At 67.7% G+C, this 20,261-nt stretch carries 22 protein-coding genes; 10 read left to right on the top strand and 12 right to left on the bottom strand.

Annotated features, from left to right (window positions below):
- Nucleotides 1-561: YqgE/AlgH family protein (locus AX685_RS01365; protein ID WP_070321883.1), on the bottom strand; the 561-nt coding region annotated here is incomplete at its 3' end.
- 108 nt (nucleotides 562-669) lie between these two features.
- On the opposite strand from AX685_RS01365, the gene AX685_RS01360 reads away from it, so the two are divergent.
- From AX685_RS01360 to AX685_RS01350, 3 genes are all read left to right on the top strand, one after another.
- Nucleotides 670-1,149 (top strand): peroxiredoxin, encoded by a 480-nt coding sequence (locus AX685_RS01360; RefSeq protein ID WP_066484547.1) that lies wholly within the window; start codon nucleotides 670-672, stop codon nucleotides 1,147-1,149.
- A 111-nt stretch (nucleotides 1,150-1,260) separates the two neighbouring features.
- On the top strand, nucleotides 1,261-2,691 hold the full coding sequence (locus tag AX685_RS01355; protein WP_066484545.1) for an AMP nucleosidase: 1,431 nt from the start codon (nucleotides 1,261-1,263) through the stop codon (nucleotides 2,689-2,691).
- A gap of 87 nt (nucleotides 2,692-2,778) precedes the next feature.
- A complete protein-coding gene (locus AX685_RS01350) occupies nucleotides 2,779-3,330 on the top strand; it encodes a hypothetical protein (protein ID WP_156445592.1) in 552 nt (183 codons plus the stop codon).
- 42 nt (nucleotides 3,331-3,372) lie between these two features.
- On the opposite strand, the gene AX685_RS01345 is transcribed toward AX685_RS01350, so the two are convergent.
- Entirely contained in the window at nucleotides 3,373-4,134 is a 762-nt protein-coding gene (locus AX685_RS01345) for an alpha/beta fold hydrolase (RefSeq protein ID WP_066484542.1), read from the bottom strand.
- A 131-nt stretch (nucleotides 4,135-4,265) separates the two neighbouring features.
- Here AX685_RS01345 and AX685_RS01340 point away from each other — a divergent pair, with 131 nt between their 5' ends.
- Genes AX685_RS01340 through AX685_RS01330 form a run of 3 tightly spaced genes read left to right on the top strand, consistent with a single transcriptional unit; the run spans nucleotide 4,266 to nucleotide 7,349 of the window.
- The gene (locus AX685_RS01340) at nucleotides 4,266-4,709 is read left to right on the top strand and encodes a MarR family winged helix-turn-helix transcriptional regulator (protein ID WP_066484535.1); all 444 of its coding nucleotides are present in this window, start codon (nucleotides 4,266-4,268) and stop codon (nucleotides 4,707-4,709) included.
- On the top strand, nucleotides 4,702-5,799 hold the full coding sequence (locus tag AX685_RS01335; protein ID WP_066484533.1) for an HlyD family secretion protein: 1,098 nt from the start codon (nucleotides 4,702-4,704) through the stop codon (nucleotides 5,797-5,799). Before AX685_RS01340 ends, AX685_RS01335 begins: the two co-directional genes overlap by 8 nt.
- Nucleotides 5,799-7,349 carry a DHA2 family efflux MFS transporter permease subunit gene (locus AX685_RS01330; RefSeq protein ID WP_066484531.1) on the top strand — a complete coding sequence of 517 codons (1,551 nt, stop codon included), beginning with the start codon at nucleotides 5,799-5,801 and terminating at the stop codon, nucleotides 7,347-7,349. The genes AX685_RS01335 and AX685_RS01330 overlap by 1 nt, the downstream gene beginning before the upstream one ends.
- A gap of 43 nt (nucleotides 7,350-7,392) precedes the next feature.
- On the opposite strand, the gene AX685_RS01325 is transcribed toward AX685_RS01330, so the two are convergent.
- The 6 genes from AX685_RS01325 to AX685_RS01300 form a co-directional block, all read right to left on the bottom strand.
- Nucleotides 7,393-8,421 (bottom strand): aspartate-semialdehyde dehydrogenase, encoded by a 1,029-nt coding sequence (locus AX685_RS01325; RefSeq protein ID WP_066484529.1) that lies wholly within the window; start codon nucleotides 8,419-8,421, stop codon nucleotides 7,393-7,395.
- 89 nt (nucleotides 8,422-8,510) lie between these two features.
- Nucleotides 8,511-10,757: a DPP IV N-terminal domain-containing protein gene (locus AX685_RS01320; RefSeq protein ID WP_420542558.1), complete on the bottom strand. Its 2,247-nt coding sequence runs from the start codon at nucleotides 10,755-10,757 to the stop codon at nucleotides 8,511-8,513.
- 151 nt (nucleotides 10,758-10,908) lie between these two features.
- Nucleotides 10,909-11,295, bottom strand: coding sequence for a 50S ribosomal protein L19 (rplS, locus tag AX685_RS01315; protein WP_066484528.1), 387 nt, complete (start codon nucleotides 11,293-11,295; stop codon nucleotides 10,909-10,911).
- A gap of 1 nt (nucleotide 11,296) precedes the next feature.
- Nucleotides 11,297-12,028, bottom strand: coding sequence for a tRNA (guanosine(37)-N1)-methyltransferase TrmD (gene trmD, locus AX685_RS01310; protein ID WP_066484526.1), 732 nt, complete (start codon nucleotides 12,026-12,028; stop codon nucleotides 11,297-11,299).
- Nucleotides 12,025-12,417 carry a type II toxin-antitoxin system VapC family toxin gene (locus AX685_RS01305; RefSeq protein ID WP_066484523.1) on the bottom strand — a complete coding sequence of 131 codons (393 nt, stop codon included), beginning with the start codon at nucleotides 12,415-12,417 and terminating at the stop codon, nucleotides 12,025-12,027. Before AX685_RS01305 ends, trmD begins: the two co-directional genes overlap by 4 nt.
- Complete coding sequence (locus AX685_RS01300) at nucleotides 12,414-12,686, bottom strand: antitoxin (protein ID WP_066484521.1); 273 nt, start codon at nucleotides 12,684-12,686, stop codon at nucleotides 12,414-12,416. Before AX685_RS01300 ends, AX685_RS01305 begins: the two co-directional genes overlap by 4 nt.
- Nucleotides 12,687-12,742: 56 nt before the next feature.
- Here AX685_RS01300 and AX685_RS01295 point away from each other — a divergent pair, with 56 nt between their 5' ends.
- On the top strand, nucleotides 12,743-13,651 hold the full coding sequence (locus AX685_RS01295) for an NAD(P)/FAD-dependent oxidoreductase (RefSeq protein ID WP_066484519.1): 909 nt from the start codon (nucleotides 12,743-12,745) through the stop codon (nucleotides 13,649-13,651).
- A 12-nt stretch (nucleotides 13,652-13,663) separates the two neighbouring features.
- Here the strand turns inward: AX685_RS01295 and AX685_RS01290 are convergent, their stop codons facing one another.
- From AX685_RS01290 to purU, 4 genes are all read right to left on the bottom strand, one after another.
- Nucleotides 13,664-14,017, bottom strand: coding sequence for a response regulator (locus AX685_RS01290; RefSeq protein WP_269450446.1), 354 nt, complete (start codon nucleotides 14,015-14,017; stop codon nucleotides 13,664-13,666).
- An 82-nt stretch (nucleotides 14,018-14,099) separates the two neighbouring features.
- Nucleotides 14,100-15,590, bottom strand: coding sequence for an HWE histidine kinase domain-containing protein (locus AX685_RS01285; RefSeq protein ID WP_066484516.1), 1,491 nt, complete (start codon nucleotides 15,588-15,590; stop codon nucleotides 14,100-14,102).
- 72 nt (nucleotides 15,591-15,662) lie between these two features.
- The gene (locus AX685_RS01280) at nucleotides 15,663-17,291 is read right to left on the bottom strand and encodes a histidine kinase famiy protein (protein ID WP_066484513.1); all 1,629 of its coding nucleotides are present in this window, start codon (nucleotides 17,289-17,291) and stop codon (nucleotides 15,663-15,665) included.
- A gap of 84 nt (nucleotides 17,292-17,375) precedes the next feature.
- Nucleotides 17,376-18,233, bottom strand: coding sequence for a formyltetrahydrofolate deformylase (gene purU, locus AX685_RS01275; protein WP_066484550.1), 858 nt, complete (start codon nucleotides 18,231-18,233; stop codon nucleotides 17,376-17,378).
- Nucleotides 18,234-18,875: 642 nt separating this feature from the next.
- Here purU and AX685_RS01270 point away from each other — a divergent pair.
- From AX685_RS01270 to AX685_RS01260, 3 genes are all read left to right on the top strand, one after another.
- The gene (locus tag AX685_RS01270) at nucleotides 18,876-19,190 is read left to right on the top strand and encodes an STAS domain-containing protein (RefSeq protein ID WP_082740403.1); all 315 of its coding nucleotides are present in this window, start codon (nucleotides 18,876-18,878) and stop codon (nucleotides 19,188-19,190) included.
- Nucleotides 19,187-19,555: a response regulator gene (locus tag AX685_RS01265; protein ID WP_066484511.1), complete on the top strand. Its 369-nt coding sequence runs from the start codon at nucleotides 19,187-19,189 to the stop codon at nucleotides 19,553-19,555. Before AX685_RS01270 ends, AX685_RS01265 begins: the two co-directional genes overlap by 4 nt.
- On the top strand, nucleotides 19,552-20,261 hold a 710-nt coding region (locus tag AX685_RS01260), incomplete at its 3' end, for an Hpt domain-containing protein (RefSeq protein ID WP_197418437.1). The genes AX685_RS01265 and AX685_RS01260, both read left to right, overlap by 4 nt.

Below are 20,261 nucleotides of genomic sequence, written 5' to 3'. Positions count from 1 at the left end.
GGAATGTCCCGCCTCGACCGACAGCAGACGCGGGTCGACGCCGGCAACGGCAAAGCCACGCGCCCAGCGATCCGTCACGGGGGTATCGAACAGCATGTCCTCCGCGCCGTCTTCGACGTTGAGCCAGCCGTGGCGCGTCATCTCCGCATCCAGCTGCCCCGCGCCCCAGCCGGCATAGCCCAGCGCCACCAGCCAGCGCGACGGCCCCGCCCCCGCCGCGATCGCGCGCAGCACGTCCAGCGTGCCCGACAGGCGCCATTTACCCGCCACGTCCAACGTGTCTTGGCAGCCCCAGTCCGCCGAATGGAGGACGAAGCCGCGCCGCGTCTCCACCGGCCCGCCGAAATGGACGGACGCATCGGGCGCCACGCCCGGCGCGATCTCCAGCTGTTGTAGCACGTCGTGCAGCCCCAGTCCGTTGATCGTCGAACCGACCCCGATGCCCAGCGCGCCGCGTTCATCATGGCTGCACATCGCGATGACCGACCGGTCGAAGCGCGCGTCGCCGATCCCCGGCATCGCCAGCAGGAACTGGCCGGTCAGAAAGATGCTCTGCTTCATGACAGGACGAACGTAACCGGGACCGTCCGGGTTTCCAAAGCTTGAAATCGTCCCATCGCGCTGCAACACGGACGCAGCGCATTCTCGCTCGCGAACAGGAGACGGACCATGACCATCAACGTCGGCGACACGCTGCCTTCCGCCACGCTGACCAAGCTGACGCCCGACGGGTTCGAGCCGGTCGACGCGGCCACCTATTTCAAGGGGCGCAAGGTCGCGCTGTTTGCCGTGCCGGGCGCCTTCACGCCCACCTGCTCGGCCAAGCACCTGCCCGGCTATGTCGAAAAGGCCGCCGATCTGAAGGCTAAGGGCGTGGACGAGATCGTCTGCACGTCGGTCAACGATCCGTTCGTGCTCGGCGCCTGGGCCAAACAGGGCAATGCCGCCGGCGTCACGATGCTGGCCGACGGCAACGGCGATTTCGCGACCGCGCTGGGTCTCGACATGGACGGATCGAAATTCGGCATGGGCAAGCGCAGCCAGCGGTACGCGATGGTCGTCAACGACGGCGTCGTCGAGCAGTTGCACGTCGAGGCGCCGGGCGAGTTCAAGGTCAGCTCCGCCGATCATCTGCTCGGCACGCTCTGACCCTGCGGCGGAAGGGCGCGCCGCCGCGTCCTTCCGCTACCCTCATCCTCCGCCATCGACCGCCGGTGTGCGCGTCTTGCCACCGTCACATGGCGCATGTAGCTCCCTGCGATGACCGCACACGAAATCGTCGCCGAACTCGACCGGCTCTATTCCGCATCCGTCGACCGGCTGAAGGCCGCCATCTCCGCCTATATCGCTGACGGCACCACCCCGCCGGCGGACGCACGGCGCGACGGATCGTTCGCCTATCCCGAAATCCGCGTGCGTTTCGCGGGCGGTGACGGGCGCCCCACCCCGCTGCGCTCGTTCGGACGGCTGGTGACGCCGGGCGACTATCGCATCAGCGTGACGAAGCCGGCGTTCTTCGCCGACTATCTGGTCGAACAGCTGACGCTGCTGATCGAGGATTACGACGTCACGGTCGAGGCGGTGCCGGGGAAGCAGGAAATCCCGTATCCCTATGTCATCGATCCGGGCCATGCGCTCAGCCTCGACAGTGTGTCGGTCGCCGAACTGGCGCGCTGGTTCCCCACCACCGAGCTGGCGCATATCGGCGACGAGATCGCCGATGGCCTGTGGATGTCGATCGACGGCACGCGCCCGCTGGCGCTGTTCGACGGGCTGCGCACCGATTTCAGCCTCGCCCGCCTGCGTCACTATACCGGCACGCCGCCCGAACATGTGCAGCGCTACGTGCTGTTCACCAACTACCATCGCTACGTCGACGAATTCGTCCGCTGGGCGACGACGCAGGTCGGCAATGGCAGCCGCTTCGTCGCGCTGTCGGGGCCAGGCGGCGTGATGTTTCGCGAAGGCGACGATCCGGCGATCCTCGACGACAGTTCGTGGCGCCGGTTGCAGATGCCGGCCTATCACCTGATCGCCGAGGACAATACCGGGATCACCCTCGTCAACATCGGCGTCGGCCCGTCGAACGCGAAGACGATCTGCGACCATCTGGCGGTGATGCGCCCCGAAGCGTGGCTGATGATCGGCCATTGCGGCGGCCTGCGCCCGTCGCAGCGGATCGGCGATTATGTCCTCGCGCACGCCTATCTGCGCGACGACCATGTGCTGGACGACATGCTGCCCCCCGAAATCCCCGTCCCCGCGATCGCGGAGGTACAGCAGGCGCTGGCACGCGCGGCGGAAACGGTGTCGGGCCAGTCGGGCGAGGAGCTGAAGCGACGGCTGCGCACCGGTACGATCGTCACCACCGACGACCGCAACTGGGAATTGCGCTATTCGCGCTCGGCGCTGCGCTTCTCGCTCAGCCGCGCGGTCGGGATCGACATGGAGTCGGCGACGATCGCGGCGCAGGGTTATCGCTTCCGCGTTCCCTATGGCACGTTACTGTGCGTGTCGGACAAGCCGCTGCATGGCGAACTGAAGCTGCCCGGACAGGCCAATCGCTTCTACGAACGCGCGATCAGCGAGCATATGCGCATCGGTATCGAGACGTGCGAGGAGTTGCGCCGCGAAGGCGAGAAGCTGCACAGCCGCAAGCTGCGCGCCTTCAACGAGCCGCCGTTCCGCTGATCCGCATCGCTCGCAGCCGGATGGGCTGGAAACCTGACGGGGGCCGTGCGTTACGGAGGCGATCCATTCATCAGGGAGTATGTCCTCATGGCCGACGACACGAACGACACCACCGGCGCGGCCCCCGCTACCTCGAAGCCCGCGCCGCGCCGCCGCACCGCGCGCAACGCCACGGCGTCCGCCCCGACCAAGGGCGCTGCGACCGACAGTCGTCGGACCAAGCCCGCCGCTGCGCCCAAGCGCGCCGCGCGCCAGCGCGCCGCTGCCACGACGGCCGGTGAAACGGCGAAGGACGCGGCTCGCCCGGCCAAGGCGTCGACCACCCGCTCGACCGGCGCAACCCGCAAGAAGACGACCCGCACGGCACCCGCGAAGCGCACGGCGAAGCGCGGCGCCAAGCGGGCCGGCGGCGCGTCCAGCGCAGTGGGCGGCAAGTGGGGCGTCGCCGCGATCGCCGGCGGCGTCGCCGCGATCGGCGCGGCCGCTACCGCGGCATTGTTGTCGTTGCGCAGTTCGACACCCAAGGCGCCGGCCCTGCCCGCTCCCGACGGCGGCGCGCATCAGCCGGACGGCACCGACTCATCGAAGTCGTTCGCCGCCGGTATTGCCGACGAAAACACGGTGCCGGACACCAATTGATCCGCAAAGGTGTCGCGCCGCCCGTCCAGCGGGCGGCGCGGTTCACCCCGCAAGGAACGCCGCGATCGCCGCGCCCAGTTCGGGCTTGGTCACCGCGCTCATATGGTTGCCCGGCACCTCGACATAGGTTGCATCGGGCAGCAACGCCGCCAGATCGGCGGCGGAACCGTTGTCGTCATCGTCCACGCCGTTGACGACCAACGTCGGCCGGTCGAACCCTGCGACCTGTTCGCGCGGCGTACTGACGAACGTGTCGATCACGCCCAGCAACGCGACGGGGTCGCCCCCCGTGGTCTTCAGGAACGCCTCCGCCATCCATTCCGGCGACCCGCGCGAATGCTCGCCCAGGCGCGTCAGGATGTTGCGGAAATGGCCGGCGCGCCGTTCTGCATTGACTAGGCCGTCCAGCCCCATGCCGGAAAAGACCACCCGGCGCGGCGTCGCCCCGCTGGCCAGCATTCGCGACGTCGTCCGCGCGCCCAGCGAATAACCGCCCAGATCGTAATCGGTCAGCCCCAGATGAGTGACCAGTGCGAGATTGTCGCACGCCAGTGCGTCGGGCGGATAGGCCGCGGGATCGTGCGGCCGGGCACTGTCGCCATGCGCGCGCAGATCCGGCATGACGACCCGGAACCCCTCTGCCGCGATCGCCGCCGCGTGACCATAGCGGATCCAGTTGGTCCGCGCGTCGGAGAAATAGCCGTGGATCAGCACCACCGGGCGCCCCTCCCCGATCTCGCGCCACGCGATACGTTCACCATCGAAGCTATTGAAAAATTGGGGTTCCGGCGCGGCTTGGGTCACGATCGTCCTTCCTGCTGCCGGTACGCGGCCGCGATGAAGGGGGACTATCGCCTTTCGGCCCGAATGTCATCCTCGCGCGATCGTTACGGTAGCCCTTCCATTCTATGAGGGTGCTTATTATATGCGCCGGCATGAGTGATCCTCTCGGCTTCCTGATCGGCGATGTCGCACGGCTCGTGCGGCGGCGGTTTGACGAAAGTGCACGCGCGATCGGCGTGACGCGCCCGCAATGGCGCGTGCTGACCGCGCTGAACCGGGTGGAGGGCATCCATCAGGGTGCACTCGCCGACCGGCTGGAGGTTGAGCCGATAACTCTGTGCCGGATGATCGACCGGCTGGAGGAGGCTGAACTGGTCGAGCGTCGCCGCGCGCCCTCCGACCGGCGCGCATGGCACCTGTATCTGACGCCCAAATCGCGACAGGTGATCGACCAGTTGATGGTACTGGGTGACGAACTGTCGCTGCGATTGCTCGACGGCATCCCTTCCGCCGACCAGGAACAGGCCACCGCCGTGCTCGAACGGATGCGCCTCAACATGCAACAAGGCCCGACGCAGGAAACCGCCCATGGCTGACGCCGATCCGCGCCGCGACACGTCCGACGACGTGACCGCGTCCCCCGCTGAAACGCCCGCGGACGTCGCTGCCGCGCTGCCGCCCGAACCAGCTCCGCGCCGCCGCTGGGGACGACTGGCCCTGATGATCAGCGTGCCGTTGCTGCTGGTCCTGGTGGGCGGGTGGATGTGGATGACGTCGGGTCGCTACGTCAGCACCGACAATGCCTATGTGCAGCAGGACATGACTTCGATCAGCCCGGACGTCAGCGGGCGGATCGTCGCGGTCAACGTGCGTGAGAACCAGCGCGTACGCGCGGGCGACGTGCTGTTCCGCATCGACCCCGAACCCTATCGCATCGCGCTGCTCCAGGCGGATGCCGCGCTGGCGGAGGCGCGCGTCGACGTCTCCACCAAGGCGACCGACAGCGGCGGCGCCGCCGCATCGCTGGCCGGCGCACGCGCCGACCTGACGCTGGCGCAGGCCACCTATCAGCGCCAGCGCGCGCTGATGGAGCGCGGCTTCACCACCCGCGCATCGGTAGATGCCGCCACGCAGCAGGTCGCCGCCGCGCAGGCACGGATCGCCGCGGCACAGGCCGACGCCGCCCGCGCGCGTCAGCAGGTGTCGAGCGGGATGGACGGCAGCAGCCTGCCCGCCGCGATCCAGGTCGCCCGCGCACGCCGCGAAAAGGCCGCGCTCGATCTGGCACGCACCGTCGTGCGCGCGCCGCATGACGGCATCGTCAGCCAGACCTCGCGGTTGCAGGTCGGCAACATCACCCCCACCGGGGTTCCCGCGCTGACGCTGGTCGCCGCGTCGCAGCCCTATGTCGAGGCGAACTTCAAGGAAACCGACCTCGACCACCTGCGCGTCGGCCAGCCTGCGGCGATCAGCTTCGACGCCTATCGCGGGCTTGAGGTGAAGGGGCATGTCCAGTCGATCGGCGCCGGCACCGGTTCCGAATTCTCGATCCTGCCGGCACAGAACGCCAACGGCAATTGGGTCAAGGTGACGCAGCGCGTGCCCGTCCGCATCGCGATCGACGGCACCCCGCCGCGCGCGATGATCGCGGGCCTGTCCGCCGACGTGCGCGTCAACGTGCACTGATGGCCACCGCCGCGGCGTCCCCTGCTGCGCCGGCGCCCGGCAAGGCGTTGCTGCCGACTACCAATCGCGGGCTGCTGACCGTGGGCGTGATGGGCGCGATGGTCATGCAGATCCTCGACACCACCATCGCCAACGTCGCGCTGCCGCATATGCAGACGTCGCTGGGCGCGACGGTCGACACCGTCACCTGGGTTCTGACCAGCTATATCGTCGCGACCGCGATCGCGCTGCCGGCGACGGGCTGGCTGTCCGACCGGCTCGGCAGCCGCAACCTGTTCCTGATCGCGGTCGCCGGCTTCGTCGTCGCCTCGATGCTGTGCGGCATCGCCACCAGCTTGCCGGAAATGGTGCTGTTCCGGGTGATCCAGGGGATCGCCGCGGCGTTCATCAACCCGCTGTCGCAGACCGCGATGCTCGACATCAACCCGCCCGAACGCTCCGCGAAGGCGATGAGCGTGTGGGGCATGGGGGTCATGGTCGGCCCGATCATGGGGCCGGTGATCGGCGGTTTCCTGACCGAGAATTACAACTGGCGCTGGGTCTTCTACGTCAACGTGCCGGTCGGTGCGCTGACCTTCGCGATCCTGTGGTTCCTGCTGCCGTCGCGGCCGAAGGCGCGGCGATCGTTCGATTTCATGGGCTTCGCCTATGTCGGGATCGCGGTCGCCGCCTTCCAGTTGATGCTCGACCGCGGCCAGACCGAGGATTGGTTCGACAGCTGGGAAATCATCGTGGAGGCGCTGTGCGCCGCGGCCTTCGCGTGGCTGGCGGTGATCCATCTGGCAACCGCGAAGAAGCCGCTGTTCGACCGGCAGCTGTTCCGCAACCGCAATCTGGTGATGGGGATGCTGTTCATGGTCGTGATCGGCATTTCGACCATGGCGCCGATGGCGCTGCTGCCCCCGATGCTGCAGCAGTTGTTCGGCTATCCGGTGGTCGATACCGGCATGATGATGGCGCCGCGCGGCGTCGGCGTGCTGGCCACGATGTGGCTGGGCGCGCAGGTGATGGGGCGCATCGATGCGCGTATCCTGATCGTCGTCGGCCTCATCACCTTCGCGGCGTCGCTGCGGATGATGGCGGGCTATTCGCTGGAGATGGATTACTGGCCGGTGGTCGTCTCCGGCTTCGTCCAGGGGCTGGGCATGGGGCTGGTGTTCATGCCGCTCAACGCGCTCGCCTTCGCAACGCTCGACGGGCGCTATCGCACCGACGGGGCCAGCATCCTCAATCTCACGCGGTCGATCGGCCAGTCGGCGGGCATCTCGATGGTGACGGTGCTGCTGGCGCGCAACATCCAGACCAGCCACGCCGATCTGGCCGCGCACATCACCGACGCCACGCTGCCGGGCGCCTCGCTGATCGGGCGGTTCCAGCCGATCGGCGATGCCGCCATGTCGTTCGCCGACGCGATGGTGAACCAGCAGGCGGCGATGATCGCCTATATCGACGATTTCTACCTGATGGCGTGGATTTCGATCGCGGTCGTGCCGCTGGTGTTCCTGCTCACCCGGCCGAAGGGCAAAATGGAGGTCATCCACGCGGAATGACTGTCCGTCGCCGGCTTCTGCGGCCGGCGACGGATCGCACGGATCAGCCGTCCTTCTTCAGGTGGCGGCGGCCGAGCAGTTCGGCGATCTGCACCGCGTTCAGCGCCGCGCCCTTGCGCAGATTGTCGCTGACGCACCACAGCGACAGGCCGTTGTCGACGGTGGGGTCATCGCGCACGCGGCTGACATAGGTCGCATCGTCGCCCGCGCTTTCGATCGGGGTGACGTATCCGCCGTCCTCATGCTTGTCGACCAGCATCACGCCGGGCGCCTCGCGCAGGATCGTCTTGGCGGTCTCGGCGTCGATTTCGTTCTCGAACTCGATGTTCAGCGCCTCGGAATGGCCGACGAACACCGGCACGCGCACGCACGTGGCGGTCACCTTGATCTTCGGGTCAAGAATCTTCTTGGTTTCCACCACCATCTTCCATTCTTCCTTGGTGGAGCCGTCCTCCAGGAAGCTGTCGATGTGCGGGATCACGTTGAACGCGATCTGCTTGGTGAACTTCTTCGGTTCGGCCGGGTCGCCGACGAAGATGTTGCGGCTCTGCTCGAACAGTTCGTCCATGCCGATCTTGCCCGCGCCCGACACCGACTGGTACGTCGCCACCACCACGCGCTTGATCGTCGCGGCATCGTGCAGCGGCTTCAGCGCGACGACCATCTGCGCCGTCGAGCAATTGGGGTTCGCGATGATGTTCTTCGCGGTGTAGCCGTCGATCGCCTCGGCATTCACCTCGGGCACGATCAGCGGCACGTCGGGGTCCATGCGGTACAGCGACGAATTGTCGATCACGGTACATCCGGCGGCCGCGAACTTCGGCGCATAGACCTTGGTCGCCTCGCTGCCGATCGCGAACAGCGCCATGTCCCAGCCGGCGGGATCGAAATGCTCGATGTTCTTCACCGTCAGCATTTTGCCGGTGTCGCCATATTCGATCTGGTCGCCGGTCGAGCGCGAGGAGGCGAGCACCGCGATCTCGTCCGCCGGAAACTGCCGCTCCGCCAGGATGTTGACCATCTCGCGGCCGACATTGCCCGTGGCCCCTGCCACCACCACCCGGTAACCCATAACCCGTCCTTCCACACGCCGCTCGCGGCGCCGTTCAAATGTTTCGCGCGGGCGCCCTACCCCTGCAATTTCCGAAAAGCCAGCGCGGTCTACTTCGGTCCGGCGACGACATGCGTGGCCAGGAAGCGCTCGATCGTCGTCCACACGTGGATGTCGCGCACCGCACCATGGGTCTTGCCGGGGTAGAACATCATCTCAAACGGCACGTCCGCGGCCTGCAACCGCGCCGCCACCTCGGTCGAATTCTGCAGGAAGACGTTGTCGTCCGCCATGCCGTGCATCAGCAGCAAGGGCGTCGTGATGCGCAGCGGGTCGATCACCGCACGCGATGCGTCATAGGCGGCGGCATCGGTGCGCGGATCGCCCATGTAGCGTTCGGTGTAATGCGTGTCGTACAGGCGCCAGTCGGTGACCGGCGCGCCCGCGATCGCGGCGGCATAGGCGCCCGGATCGGCCTCGATCATCTTCAGCGACATATAGCCGCCGTACGACCAGCCATAGGTCGCGATCCGCGCCGGATCGACGAACGGCAGCGTCTTCAGATATTGCGCGCCGGCCAGCTGATCGCGCACCTCCACGCCGCCCATCGCGTGCCAGATCGCCCGCTCGAACGCGACGCCGCGATGGTCGCTGCCGCGGTTGTCGAGCCGGAAGAAGATGTAGCCCTGATCGACGATGTGGCGGATCAGCGGGGCGTGCCAGTCGCGCTTCACCTCCTGCGTGTGCGGGCCGCCATAATGCTGGAAGAACACCGGATAGCGTTTGCCCGGCACCAGCGGTGGGGTGATCATCTCCCAATGCAGCACCGTGCCGTCGTCGGCCTTCACCGTTCCGAATTCGATCGGCCGCTGGCCCGCGATGTACGGGGCATAGGGGTGGTCGCCCTCGACCCGGTTCTCGTTGATCCAGCGCAGCCGCTTGCCGCTGGCGTCCGCCAGATAATGCTGGGACGGCTGGTCGGGGTTAGACCGCTTGATGATGAAGCGCGTGCCAGCGGGGTCGGCGGTCGCCTCGTTCCACCATCCGCGCTCGGTCAGCCGCGTGATCGCCCGCGTCTTCAGGTCGATGGCGTAGAGCTGCTGTTCCAGCAGGTCGTCCTTGTTCGCGGTGAAGAACGCGCGCCCCGCCTTCTCGTCCACGCCGACCAGGTCGGACACCACCCACGGTCCCTTGGTCAGCTGCGTCCAGCGCCCGTCCCGGAAACGCCACAGATGCCCGAAGCCGTCGCGCTCCGACCGCCACAACAGGCTGCCGTCGCGCAGCGCGCGATAGGCGTTGGTCAGGTTGATCCAGCTCTTGGCGCCCGCCTCCTCGGTGAACAGCACACGCGACGCGCCCGTGGCAGGATCGACGCGCAGCATGTCGAGCCGGGTCTGCGCGCGGTTTTGTCGCTGCACCAGCAGCGCCGAGCCGTCCGGCAGCCAGTCGACGCGCGCGACATAGATGTCGGGGTCGCTGCCCAAGTCCACCTTCACCCCGCCGGATCCGTCGCTGCGCAGGATGTGCAGTTCCACCGCAACGTTCGGCGTGCCCGCGGCCGGATAACGCTGTTGATAGATGCTGGTCCCGCTGGCGCCGATCGCGGCGCGGGTGAACACCTTCACTGGCGCCTCGTCGAAGCGTTCGACCGCCAGATAGCGTTCGTCGGGCGACCACCAGTAACCGGCGCGCCGGTCCATTTCCTCCTGCGCAACGAACTCGGCCTCGCCCCAGTGGACGGTGCCCCCGCCCCCCTTGGTCAGTTGGCGCGCCGCGCCGCCGGTGCCCAGCGGCTGGACGAACAGGTTCTGCCCGCTGACGAAGCCGATATGGTGGCCCTTCGGGCTGACGGTCGGATTCAGCGCGCCGTTGGTCCCCGGCAGCTTCGCGATCGATCCGTCCAGCGCGGCCAGATACAACTCGCCGTCGATCGGGACCAGGATGGTGCGCCCGTCCGGCGACCAGTCATATTGCAGGATGCCGGTCTTGCCGGTCAGCGACCGGTCGCGCTCGCGCTGCATCTTCGCGGCTTCGGACAGTTCCGCGCCGCTGCCCGCCTTGCGCGAGTCCACCAGCATCCGCTCCGCACCGGTGCGCGTGTCGAGCGCCCACAGGTCGAACCGCTGCCGCTCGTCCGGGCGGTTGCGCACCGACGTCAGCAGCGTGCCGTCGGGCGACAGCTTCAGCGACTGCGGCTGCGTACCCGCCAGGTCCGGGCTGGAGAACACCCGTTCCAGCGACAGCGGGGTGCGGGCCGCGGCCGTCCCGGCCGGCGGCGTTCCCGCGGGCGCCTGCGCCTCAGCGGACATGGCGCCCACCATCGCCACCGCCGTCATCGCTACGCCGAACCGCCACATGCACGTCTCCCGTCCGCGCCGCAGACCCCGGCGCGCCTTGCCTCGTCCGTAGGCGCAATGCCCCCCGCTCGGCAACATACGCGCACGATGCGAAAAGGGGCGCGACGGTTGCCCGCCACGCCCCTTCGTGGAACCGGAGATGCCGTACCGATTACTCGGCGGCGACCGCCGCCGGACGGTTGTCGCGGCGCTCGGCGATACGCGCCGACTTGCCGGTACGACCGCGCAGGTAATACAGCTTGGCACGACGCACCGCACCCTTGCGCACCACCTCGATCGAATCGATGTTCGGCGAATACAGCGGGAACACGCGCTCCACGCCCTCGCCGAAGCTGATCTTGCGCACGGTGAACGACGAACCCATGCCCTTGTTCGCCCGCGCGATGCACACGCCCTCGTAGTTCTGGACGCGGGTCCGGTCGCCTTCGACCACCTTCACGCCGACCTTCAGGGTGTCGCCCGGGCGGAATTCGGGGATCTTCTTCGTCTCGTTGAACTTGGCGATCTGCTCGGCTTCGAGCGTCTGGATCAGGTTCATGTCAATCGTCCTCAGTCCGTCGCCGCGCGCCAGAGGGCGAGCCGACCCGAGCGCCCTCATGACGCTCCCAAAGGTCCGGCCGCCGTAGCCGTGTATCGATCTCGGCCTGCGCCTGGCGCCAGCCTGCGATCCTCGCATGATCCCCCGATCGCAGCACTTCGGGGATCGTGCGCCCTTCCCATTCGACAGGTCGGGTATAGTGCGGATATTCGAGGAGGCCGCTTTCGAAGCTTTCCTCGACTCCGCTCGAAGCCGCGCCCATTACGCCGGGAAGCAGCCGAACGCAAGCGTCCAGCAGCACCAGCGCCGCCATCTCCCCGCCCGACAGGATGTAGTCGCCGATCGACAGCTGTTCGATCGGGCGCGCGTCGAACAATCGTTCGTCGAAGCCCTCGAACCGGCCGCACAGCACCACCGCGCCCGGTCCCGCCGCCAGATCGCGGACCCGCGCCTGCGTCAGCGGCGCCCCGCGCGGCGTCATCGCCACGATCGGGCGGCCGTCGGCATGGGCATCGACCGCCCGCGCCACGATATCCGCGCGCAGCACCATCCCGGCGCCGCCGCCCGCCGGAGTATCGTCCACGGTGCGATGCCGGTCGGTGGTGAAATCGCGGATGTTGACCGCATCGAGCGACCAGCGCCCCTCACGCAGCGCCCGCCCCGCCAGCGAAGTGCCGAGCGGGCCGGGAAACATCTCCGGGTAGAGCGTCAATACAGTCGAGCGGAAGGTCATAGCGTCCAGTTTTCGATGGCGAGCCCGGGGATGCCGGTGAAGTCCGGTTCGTTGTTGGTGACCAGCGTCATCCGGGTGGACAGCGCCTGCGCGGCGATCAGCCGGTCGACAATCCCGCGTCGCATCCCGATCGCCTGCGCCATCTCGGCATAGGCGACCGCCGCTTCGGCATCGAAGGAAAGGATCCCGATCGCCGCCAGAAAGGTGGCGACCCGTTTCGCGTCGCGCACAGGATCGGTCGATCGGCGGTTTCCCACCCGCAATTCACCTGCCGTGATGGCAGACACGTGCAGCCGCCCGAATGCCTGCCCCATCCGTCGCGCCAGCGGATCGCTGCGCCCGACGAGGAAATCGATACAGGCGTTGGTATCCAGCAGATAGCCCGTCATGCCGCCGCCGCGTCACCATCGCCCGCCGACCAGTCTCGCGGCATCTGCTCGATGTCGCCGCGCCCGTCGGCCATGAACCCTTCCGACACACTGCCGTAAAGGCTCAGCAGCACGTCGGCGCCCTCCTCGCTCCGCCAAAGGCTGAATGAACCGTCGTCGTGCGGGACGACGATCACGTCGTCACCTTCGCTGAACCCCAGCGCCTTGGGAAGGCGCAGCGCGACCGAGTTGCCGGATTTGAACACCTTCGCGCGATATTCGTTACCCATAGCGGGCCTCCCGTATATACGTTATGTATATACAAATTCCAGGGATCGCAAGCCGAATGGACGATTGCATCATTATCGGCGCGGGGCCGGCGGGCTTGACCGCAGCGATCTACCTCGGGCGCTACCATCTATCCGTCCGGCTGTTCGACAGCGGCTCCAGCCGCGCGGCGATGATCCCGTGCACGCGCAACCACGCCGGTTTTCCGGAGGGGATCGCCGGCACCGAACTGCTGGCGCGGATGCGCGACCAGGCGGAGCGCTACGGCACGCGATGCGAGCCGGTGAAGGTGATCGGCCTCGCCCCCGATGGCGACGGTTTCATCGTGACGACCGATCACGGCCGCCACACCGCGCGCACGGTGCTGCTGGCGACGGGCGTGGTCAACCACCGCCCGCGTGGCCTGGCCCCCGATGTGCATGACGCGGCGCTGGCGCGCGGGCTGCTGCGCTATTGCCCGGTGTGCGACGGCTATGAGGTAACCGACCGGCGCGTCGCGGTGATCGGCACCGGCGACCATGGGATGCGCGAGGCGCTGTTCCTGCGCGGCTTCACCCGCGACGTCACGCTGATCGCGCCGGACGCGGAGCACCTTCTCGACGATGGCTGCGCGACGGCGCTCGACGATGCCGGGATCGTGCGGGTCGACGGCCCGTGCGGCGGCTATGCGATCGAAGGCGACACGCTCGCGCTCGATACCGCGCGCGGTCGGATGGCGTTCGATAGCGTCTATCCGGCGCTGGGCAGCCGGATCCGCTCGCGGCTCGCGATCGACGCGGGCGCGCGGGCGACACAGGACGGCTGCCTGGTGGTGGACGATCACCAGCGCACCACCGTCCCCGGCCTGTTCGCGGCCGGAGACGTGGTGAAGGGGCTGGACCAGATCAGCCACGCGATGGGCGAGGCAGGCGTCGCCGCCACCACGATCCGCAACCTGCTGGCCCAGCGCCACCCGATCCGCCGGTAGCGTTCGTTCGTGCTATACGATCGGCGCGATGCTGCGGAACGTCGCGACGAACACCTCGTCGGCGACCGGCTTGGTCAGCACCGGCCAGCGCGGGTCGCCCGGGCGCCCCGCGGCAGGCTCCCCGGTCACGAACATCGCCCGCACCTGCGCGTCGTCACCGACGATCCGCAGGACCGCGGCGGGGCCATGCCCCTGTCGCAACGACACGTCGGACACGATCACCGCCGGTCGCCGCACCATCGCGGCACGCACGGCTTCCTCCTCACCATCGACCAGCACGACCGATGTCGCGCCCGCGGCCTCGAGCAGCTGCATCATATGATCGGCCAGCAGCCAATCGTCTTCGATTAGAAGGACATGGCACATGGTCGAGAGCTTATACACCGTTCGGCACCGGAATTCGTGCCGTTCCGGTTCGATCGCCCCGTTTGCACGACGGGGCGTTGGGTCAGATCACCGCCTCGATCGCGAAGCGCACGCCGTCCGGCTCGTAGCGGATCGCCGTGTCGCCGCGCACGTGCCGCCCCAGCACCCGCTCGATCATCCGCGTGCCGAACCCCGTGCGCACCGGGGCGGTGACCGGAGGTCCGCCACGCTCGGTCCAGGCGAATAGCAATCGGCGGTCGGCCCCCTCCCCCTCGATCGACCATTCGACCGAGACGGTCCCGCTCGGCACCGACAGCGCGCCATATTTGATCGCGTTGGTCGCCAGTTCATGTAGCGCCATCGACAGCGCCAGCGTGATATCAGGCGACAGCCGCACCGCTGGCCCCGCGACCCGGAACCGTTGTCCGCCGCGGTCCTTGAACGGGATCAGCGCCCGGTCGACGATATCGCCGATCGCCGCGCCCTCCACCTCGTCCTGGATCAGTAGTTCATGCGCTTCGCCCAGGCTGGCGATCCGGCCGGAGATGGTCGCGGTCGCCTCGCCCAGCGACGCCGCATCGCGCAGCGTCTGCATCACCACCGCGTTGACGGTGGCGAGCGTGTTCTTGACCCGATGGGTCAGTTCACGCGCCAGCACCTCGCGATGCGCCTCGGCGAACTTGCGATCGGTAATGTCGATCGAAAACCCGGTCAGTGCCAACGGGCTGCCGTCGGCGCGGCGCTGCACCTCGCCCTTGACGGTGATCCATCGCTGCTCGCCGGCCGGCGTCAGGATGCGATAGTCGAGATGATAGGGAACGTCATGTTCCAGCGTATTCTGGATCGCCGCGGCCACGCGCGCGGCATCCTCCGGATGCAGCGATCGCCCGAACTCGTCATAATCGAACGGTGCGTCGGGGGATCGCCCGAAATTGCGCTTGCAACTGGGCGACGCGGTCAGCCGGCGTTCGGGCAGCGCCAGCGACCACGTGCCCAGACCCCCCGCCTCCAGCGCCAGTCGCAGTTTGCTGTCCTGTTCCGCCAGATCGGCCTCACGCCGCGCGACCTCCGCGGCCAGCGTCTCGCGATCGTGTTCCAGTTGCTGCAACTGGTGCCGCTCGATCGTCACGTCCATCTGCGACGCGACGAAATAGCGCACCGCGCCGTCATCGCCCGGCACGGGGGCGATCGCCAGCCGGTTCCAGAACGGCGTCCCGTCGCGGCGGTGGTTGAGCAGGTCGATCTCGATCCGCTCGCGCCGGACGATCGCGTCGCGCAACGCGCCGACATCCGCCTCCTCGGTCAGCGGCCCCTGCATGAACCGGCAGTTGCGGCCCAGCACCTCCACCGCCGCGAAACCGGTCAGCCGCGCGAACGCCTCGTTGACATAGATGAGCGGGATGTCCGGCAACGACGGGTCCGCCACCACCATCGCCACCGGCGACACCTCCATCGCCACCGCCAGCGGGTCGCGCGCGCTCAACCGCCGACGAAAACGGTCGATCGCCGCCTGCACCTCAGGCGCCGGCACGAACGGCGAAATGGGAAAGGGATCGAGCGGCTTACGGTCCAAAGCGTGTCTCATCTAGGTGACCGATCCGGCTTCGGCAATCTCGATCAGCAACCCAGATGGAGCGATCACGGCTCAGGCAACGCCCGTAGGGCCGTCGATGACCAGCCGCACCTTCGACGCCAGTTCGGCGCGCTTGTACGGTTTCTGGATCAGGTCGAATTCGGCACCGCGCGCATCGACGCGCTCGATCGAGGATTCGGCGTAACCGGTGGTCAGCAGCACCCGCATCCGCGGGCGCCGCCGGCGCACCTCGCGCGCCAGCATGACGCCGTTGATCCCGCCGGGCATGATGAGGTCGCTGAACAGCAGGTCGACATGCGGCTTTCCGTCCAGCAGCGCCAGCGCCTCGTCGGCGTCGTTCGCGCGCAGCACGGTATAGCCGAATTCGGTCAGTACCGCTTCGGCGTAATCCCCGACATCGGGCTGATCCTCCACCACCAGGATCGTCTCGTTGCCGCGCTTGTCCGCAAGGCCGCGGGCGGGCTGCGATCCGCGTGGATCGACCTTCGCATCCTCGCACGGGAACAGCATGCGCACGGACGTCCCCTCGCCCTCGATCGATTCGATGCGCAGCGTCCCGCCCGACTGTTTCATGAAACCGTAGACCATCGACAGCCCCAACCCGGTTCCCTTCCCCTGATCCTTGGTCGTGAAGAACGGCTCGGTTACGCGCTGCAGCACCTCGGGCGACATCCCGCTGCCCCGATCGGTGACGGTGACCATCACATATTCGCCGGGCGACATCTCCCCGAACCCTTCGTCGCCGGCGCACACCGTCACCCCGTCGACGCCGATCGTGACGACGCCGCCGTCGGGCATCGCATCGCGCGCGTTCAGCAGGATGTTCATGATCGCCAGTTCGGCCTGTGTCGGGTCGATCCGCGCGTTGCACGTCGCCCCGCGATGCTCGATCTCGACCCGCACGGTGCCGCCGGCGGTCCGCTCGATCAACGGCCGAAGCTCGTCGATCAAGTCCACCAGATTGACGATCCGCCCCTGCAATTTCTGCTTGCGCGAAAACGCCAGCAACTGCTGCGTCAGCGTCGCGCCGCGCTCCGCGGCCTGCAGCACCGCGCGCATCGACCGCGCCGCCTTCTTCCGGTCGAACGCCTCGCCATGCTCCAGATTGTTGAGCACCACGTCGCTGAACCCCTGGATGACGGTCAGCAGGTTGTTGAAATCATGCGCCACGCCGCCGGTCAGCTGGCCCACCGCCTCCATCTTCTGCGCCTGGCGCAGCGCATCCTCGGCGTCGCGGCGGCGCGTGACGTCCAGCTGCGACGCAAAGAAGTAGATCAGATTGTCGTCAGCGTCATAGACCGGCGAGATGAACAGCGCGTTCCAGAACGCGGCACCGTTCTTCTTGTAGTTCAGTATCTCCACCGACGTCTCGCGCCGGCCGGCCACCGCCTGCCGCACCTCGTCGATCGTTTCCGGGTCGGTGTCCGGCCCCTGCAACAGCCGGCAATTGTGCCCGACCAGCTCATCCCAGCCATAACCGGTCAACGTCATGAAGGCCGGGTTGGCGAACACGATCGGATTGTCGGGACGGTTCGGGTCGGTGACGATCATCGGCATCCGCGTGGTCTTCACCGCGGCGAAGAAGATCGCATTGCTGTCGTCCGCCATGTCGGGATTGGCGCCGCGCTTCAGATGGGGTGGTGCGCCGCCTTGCGGCGTTTCCGGCGTCTCGCTGCTCATTTCACCCCATGTCGCGGGGGCGCACGGCGCGGGCGCGCCTTTCCCCCGTGCGGGCAAAACGCGAAGCGCTTTCCGTCGGTTCCGTCAGTCGGTGAACACCACCGTCTTGGCGCCGTTCAACAGTACGCGGTCGGCCAGGTGATAGCGGACCGCGCGCGCCAGCACGCGCCGTTCGATGTCACGGCCCTTGCGCACCAGCGTCTCGGGCGAATCCGCATGGGTCACCGGCTCCACGTCCTGTGCGATGATCGGCCCCTCATCCAGATCGGCGGTGACGTAATGGGCGGTCGCGCCGATCATCTTCACGCCGCGCGCATGGGCCTGATGATAGGGCTTGGCCCCCTTGAAGCCGGGCAGGAAGCTGTGGTGGATATTAATGCACCGGCCCGACAGGAACGCCGCCAGATCGTCCGACAGGATTTGCATGTAGCGCGCCAGCACGATCAGTTCGGCACCGCTTTGCGTGACGATCGCCTTGATGCGCGCTTCCTGCGCGGGCTTCGTCTCGGGCGTCACCGGCAGGTGATGGAACGGGATGTGGCCCAGCTCCAGCCCCTCGAGCGCTTCACGCGGATGGTTGGAGATGACGCCCGCCACCTCCATCGCCAGTTCCCCGATCCGGTGGCGGTAGAGAAGGTCGGCCAGGCAATGGTCGAATTTCGACACCAGGATCAGCACCCGGCGCGGTGCGTCGGCGCGCCTGATCGCCCAGGTCATGTCGCCGTGATCCGCCACCGCGCCGAACCGTCCGGTCAACGGCACCAGCGCCTCTTCCGGCAGCGTGAACAACACGCGCATGAAGAAGCGCCCGGTCTCGGCATCCTCGAACTGCGCGGCCTCGCGGATGTTGCCGCCGGCCTCGAACAGCACGCCCGTCACGCGCGAGACGATCCCCGGCTGGTCCGGGCAGGACAGGGTTAGGATGTGGGGGATGCCGCTCACTCGCTCGATCCGGTTGATGACGATGGCGGGCGTGATCGCCCGGCCGCCCGACAAGGGGGCGCGGCGACGCCTATGCGCGAAGACCGGGGGACGCAACCGCCAGTCCGCCAACCTCCCGCTTCGCGAATCAGCAATGGACGTTGCCGGTCATGATGAACGCGAGTGGTGAACGCGGGCGTCTCGCAATCGATCGACATCGCCGCCCGGCCGTATGGCCCGGATTCGCCTCAGCGGCTCACGGAACAGCGCCGAAACCGCGGATTTGTCGCTCCGTTCACCACCCTTAGCCTAAAGTCTAATAGATCGATATCAGGCGGTACAGCGGCTGAGCATGGGGTGAACCGCCAACCCCGACACGTATTAATACGTACCCGGCGACAACCGCTCTGTTACCACAATTCCCTATCCCGGATGCACGAGCCGAACGGTGGAGCCAGGGTATCCCGACCCCTGCACCTCCACCGAACATCGAGTGGTCAGGAGGGGGCAGGGCATAGCCGCTTGATCGGCCATCGTCACGGGAAGGCCGGCTGCGCCGGCGCCAACTCGATCGACCGTCGCGCGGGGGGCGCGGCGGATGGAACGGGCTTCGGCTTCGCGGCGATCACCGCGGGGTCAAGTCACATCGAAGGATTGTCGAACATGTCGATCACTACGGTGACCGCGGCGGAGGACCTGTGCCTTCCGACCATCGGTACGCTTGCCGCCGACCTGACGGACGCGCTGAACAGCGGCGCACCGGTCCGGCTGGACCTGTCCGCCGCCGTCGCGCCGGACCTCAGCGTGCTGCAAGTCGTGGAGGCGGCGCGCGCCACCGCCGCCGGCGCGCAGTGCGATTTCGCGCTCACCGCGCCCGCGAACGCGACCGTCGCCGCGCTGCTGGAGCGCGCCGGCTTCCTCACCGCCCTTTCTGACGATGACCGTCACTTCTGGTTCCACGGAGACACTGCGCAATGACCGCTTCCATCCTTACCGTCGATGACAGCGCGAGCCTGCGCATGGCGATCCGGATCGCCCTGTCGGGCGCGGGCTATGCCGTCACCGAGGCGTCCGATGGCGTCGAAGGCCTGGCAAAGGCCACCGCGCAGCGGTTCGACCTGATCGTCACCGATCTGAACATGCCGAACATGGACGGGCTGGAGATGATCCGAGCGCTGCGCCAGCAGCCCGCACAGGCCGGCATCCCGATCATCTTCCTGACCACCGAGTCGGACGATGCCATGAAGGCGCAGGCCAAGGCCGCGGGCGCCACCGGCTGGCTGGTGAAGCCGTTCCAGGCCGAACAGCTGATCCGCGTCGCGCAGAAGGTGCTGGCACGGTGAGCGAGGATCCCACAGCAGCCTTCCGCATCGAGGCGGGCGAGCTTCTCGAACAGGTCGAACAGGGCCTGCTCGACCTGCGCGACAACCTGGGCGACATGGGCCTGGTCAATGCGGTGTTCCGCGGGCTCCACACGCTGAAGGGTTCGGGCGCGATGTTCGGGTTCGATGCCCTGGCGGGCTTCACCCACCATTGCGAAACCGCGTTCGACCGCGTCCGCAAGGGCGATGTCCGCGCGACCCCCGATCTGGTCGACGTCATCCTGTCCGCGGGCGACCATATGCGCGCGCTGGTCGAAGGCGACGCGCCGGAGGCCGCGGGCCAGGCGATTCTCGCGCGGCTCGCCGCCGCGGTAGACGCCGCGGCGGGCGGCGGCAGTGCCCCTGCCCCTGCCCCGGCCGCACCGACGAAGAAGGGCTGGAAACTGTCGTTCCGCCTGCCGGTCGATGCGATGGCGAACGGCACCAACCCGCTGGCGCTGCTCGACGAACTGCGCGCGCTGGGCGACGCCACGATCGTCGCGCGCACCGACGCGGTGCCGCCGCTGGCCGATCTGGTTCCCAACCACTGCGTGATCGGCTGGGACTGCACGCTGGTCGGCGATATCTCGCACGACGCGATCGAGGACGTGTTCCTGTTCGTCATGGACGACATGGAGATCACGATCGAGCCGCTGGCGGTCGAGGACGACGCGTCCGGCGCCGGCGC

This window comes from Sphingomonas sp. CCH9-F2 (assembly GCF_001556735.1).
GTDB lineage: Bacteria > Pseudomonadota > Alphaproteobacteria > Sphingomonadales > Sphingomonadaceae > Sphingomonas > Sphingomonas ginsenosidimutans.
This window is presented reverse-complemented; position numbering and strand designations above follow the sequence as displayed.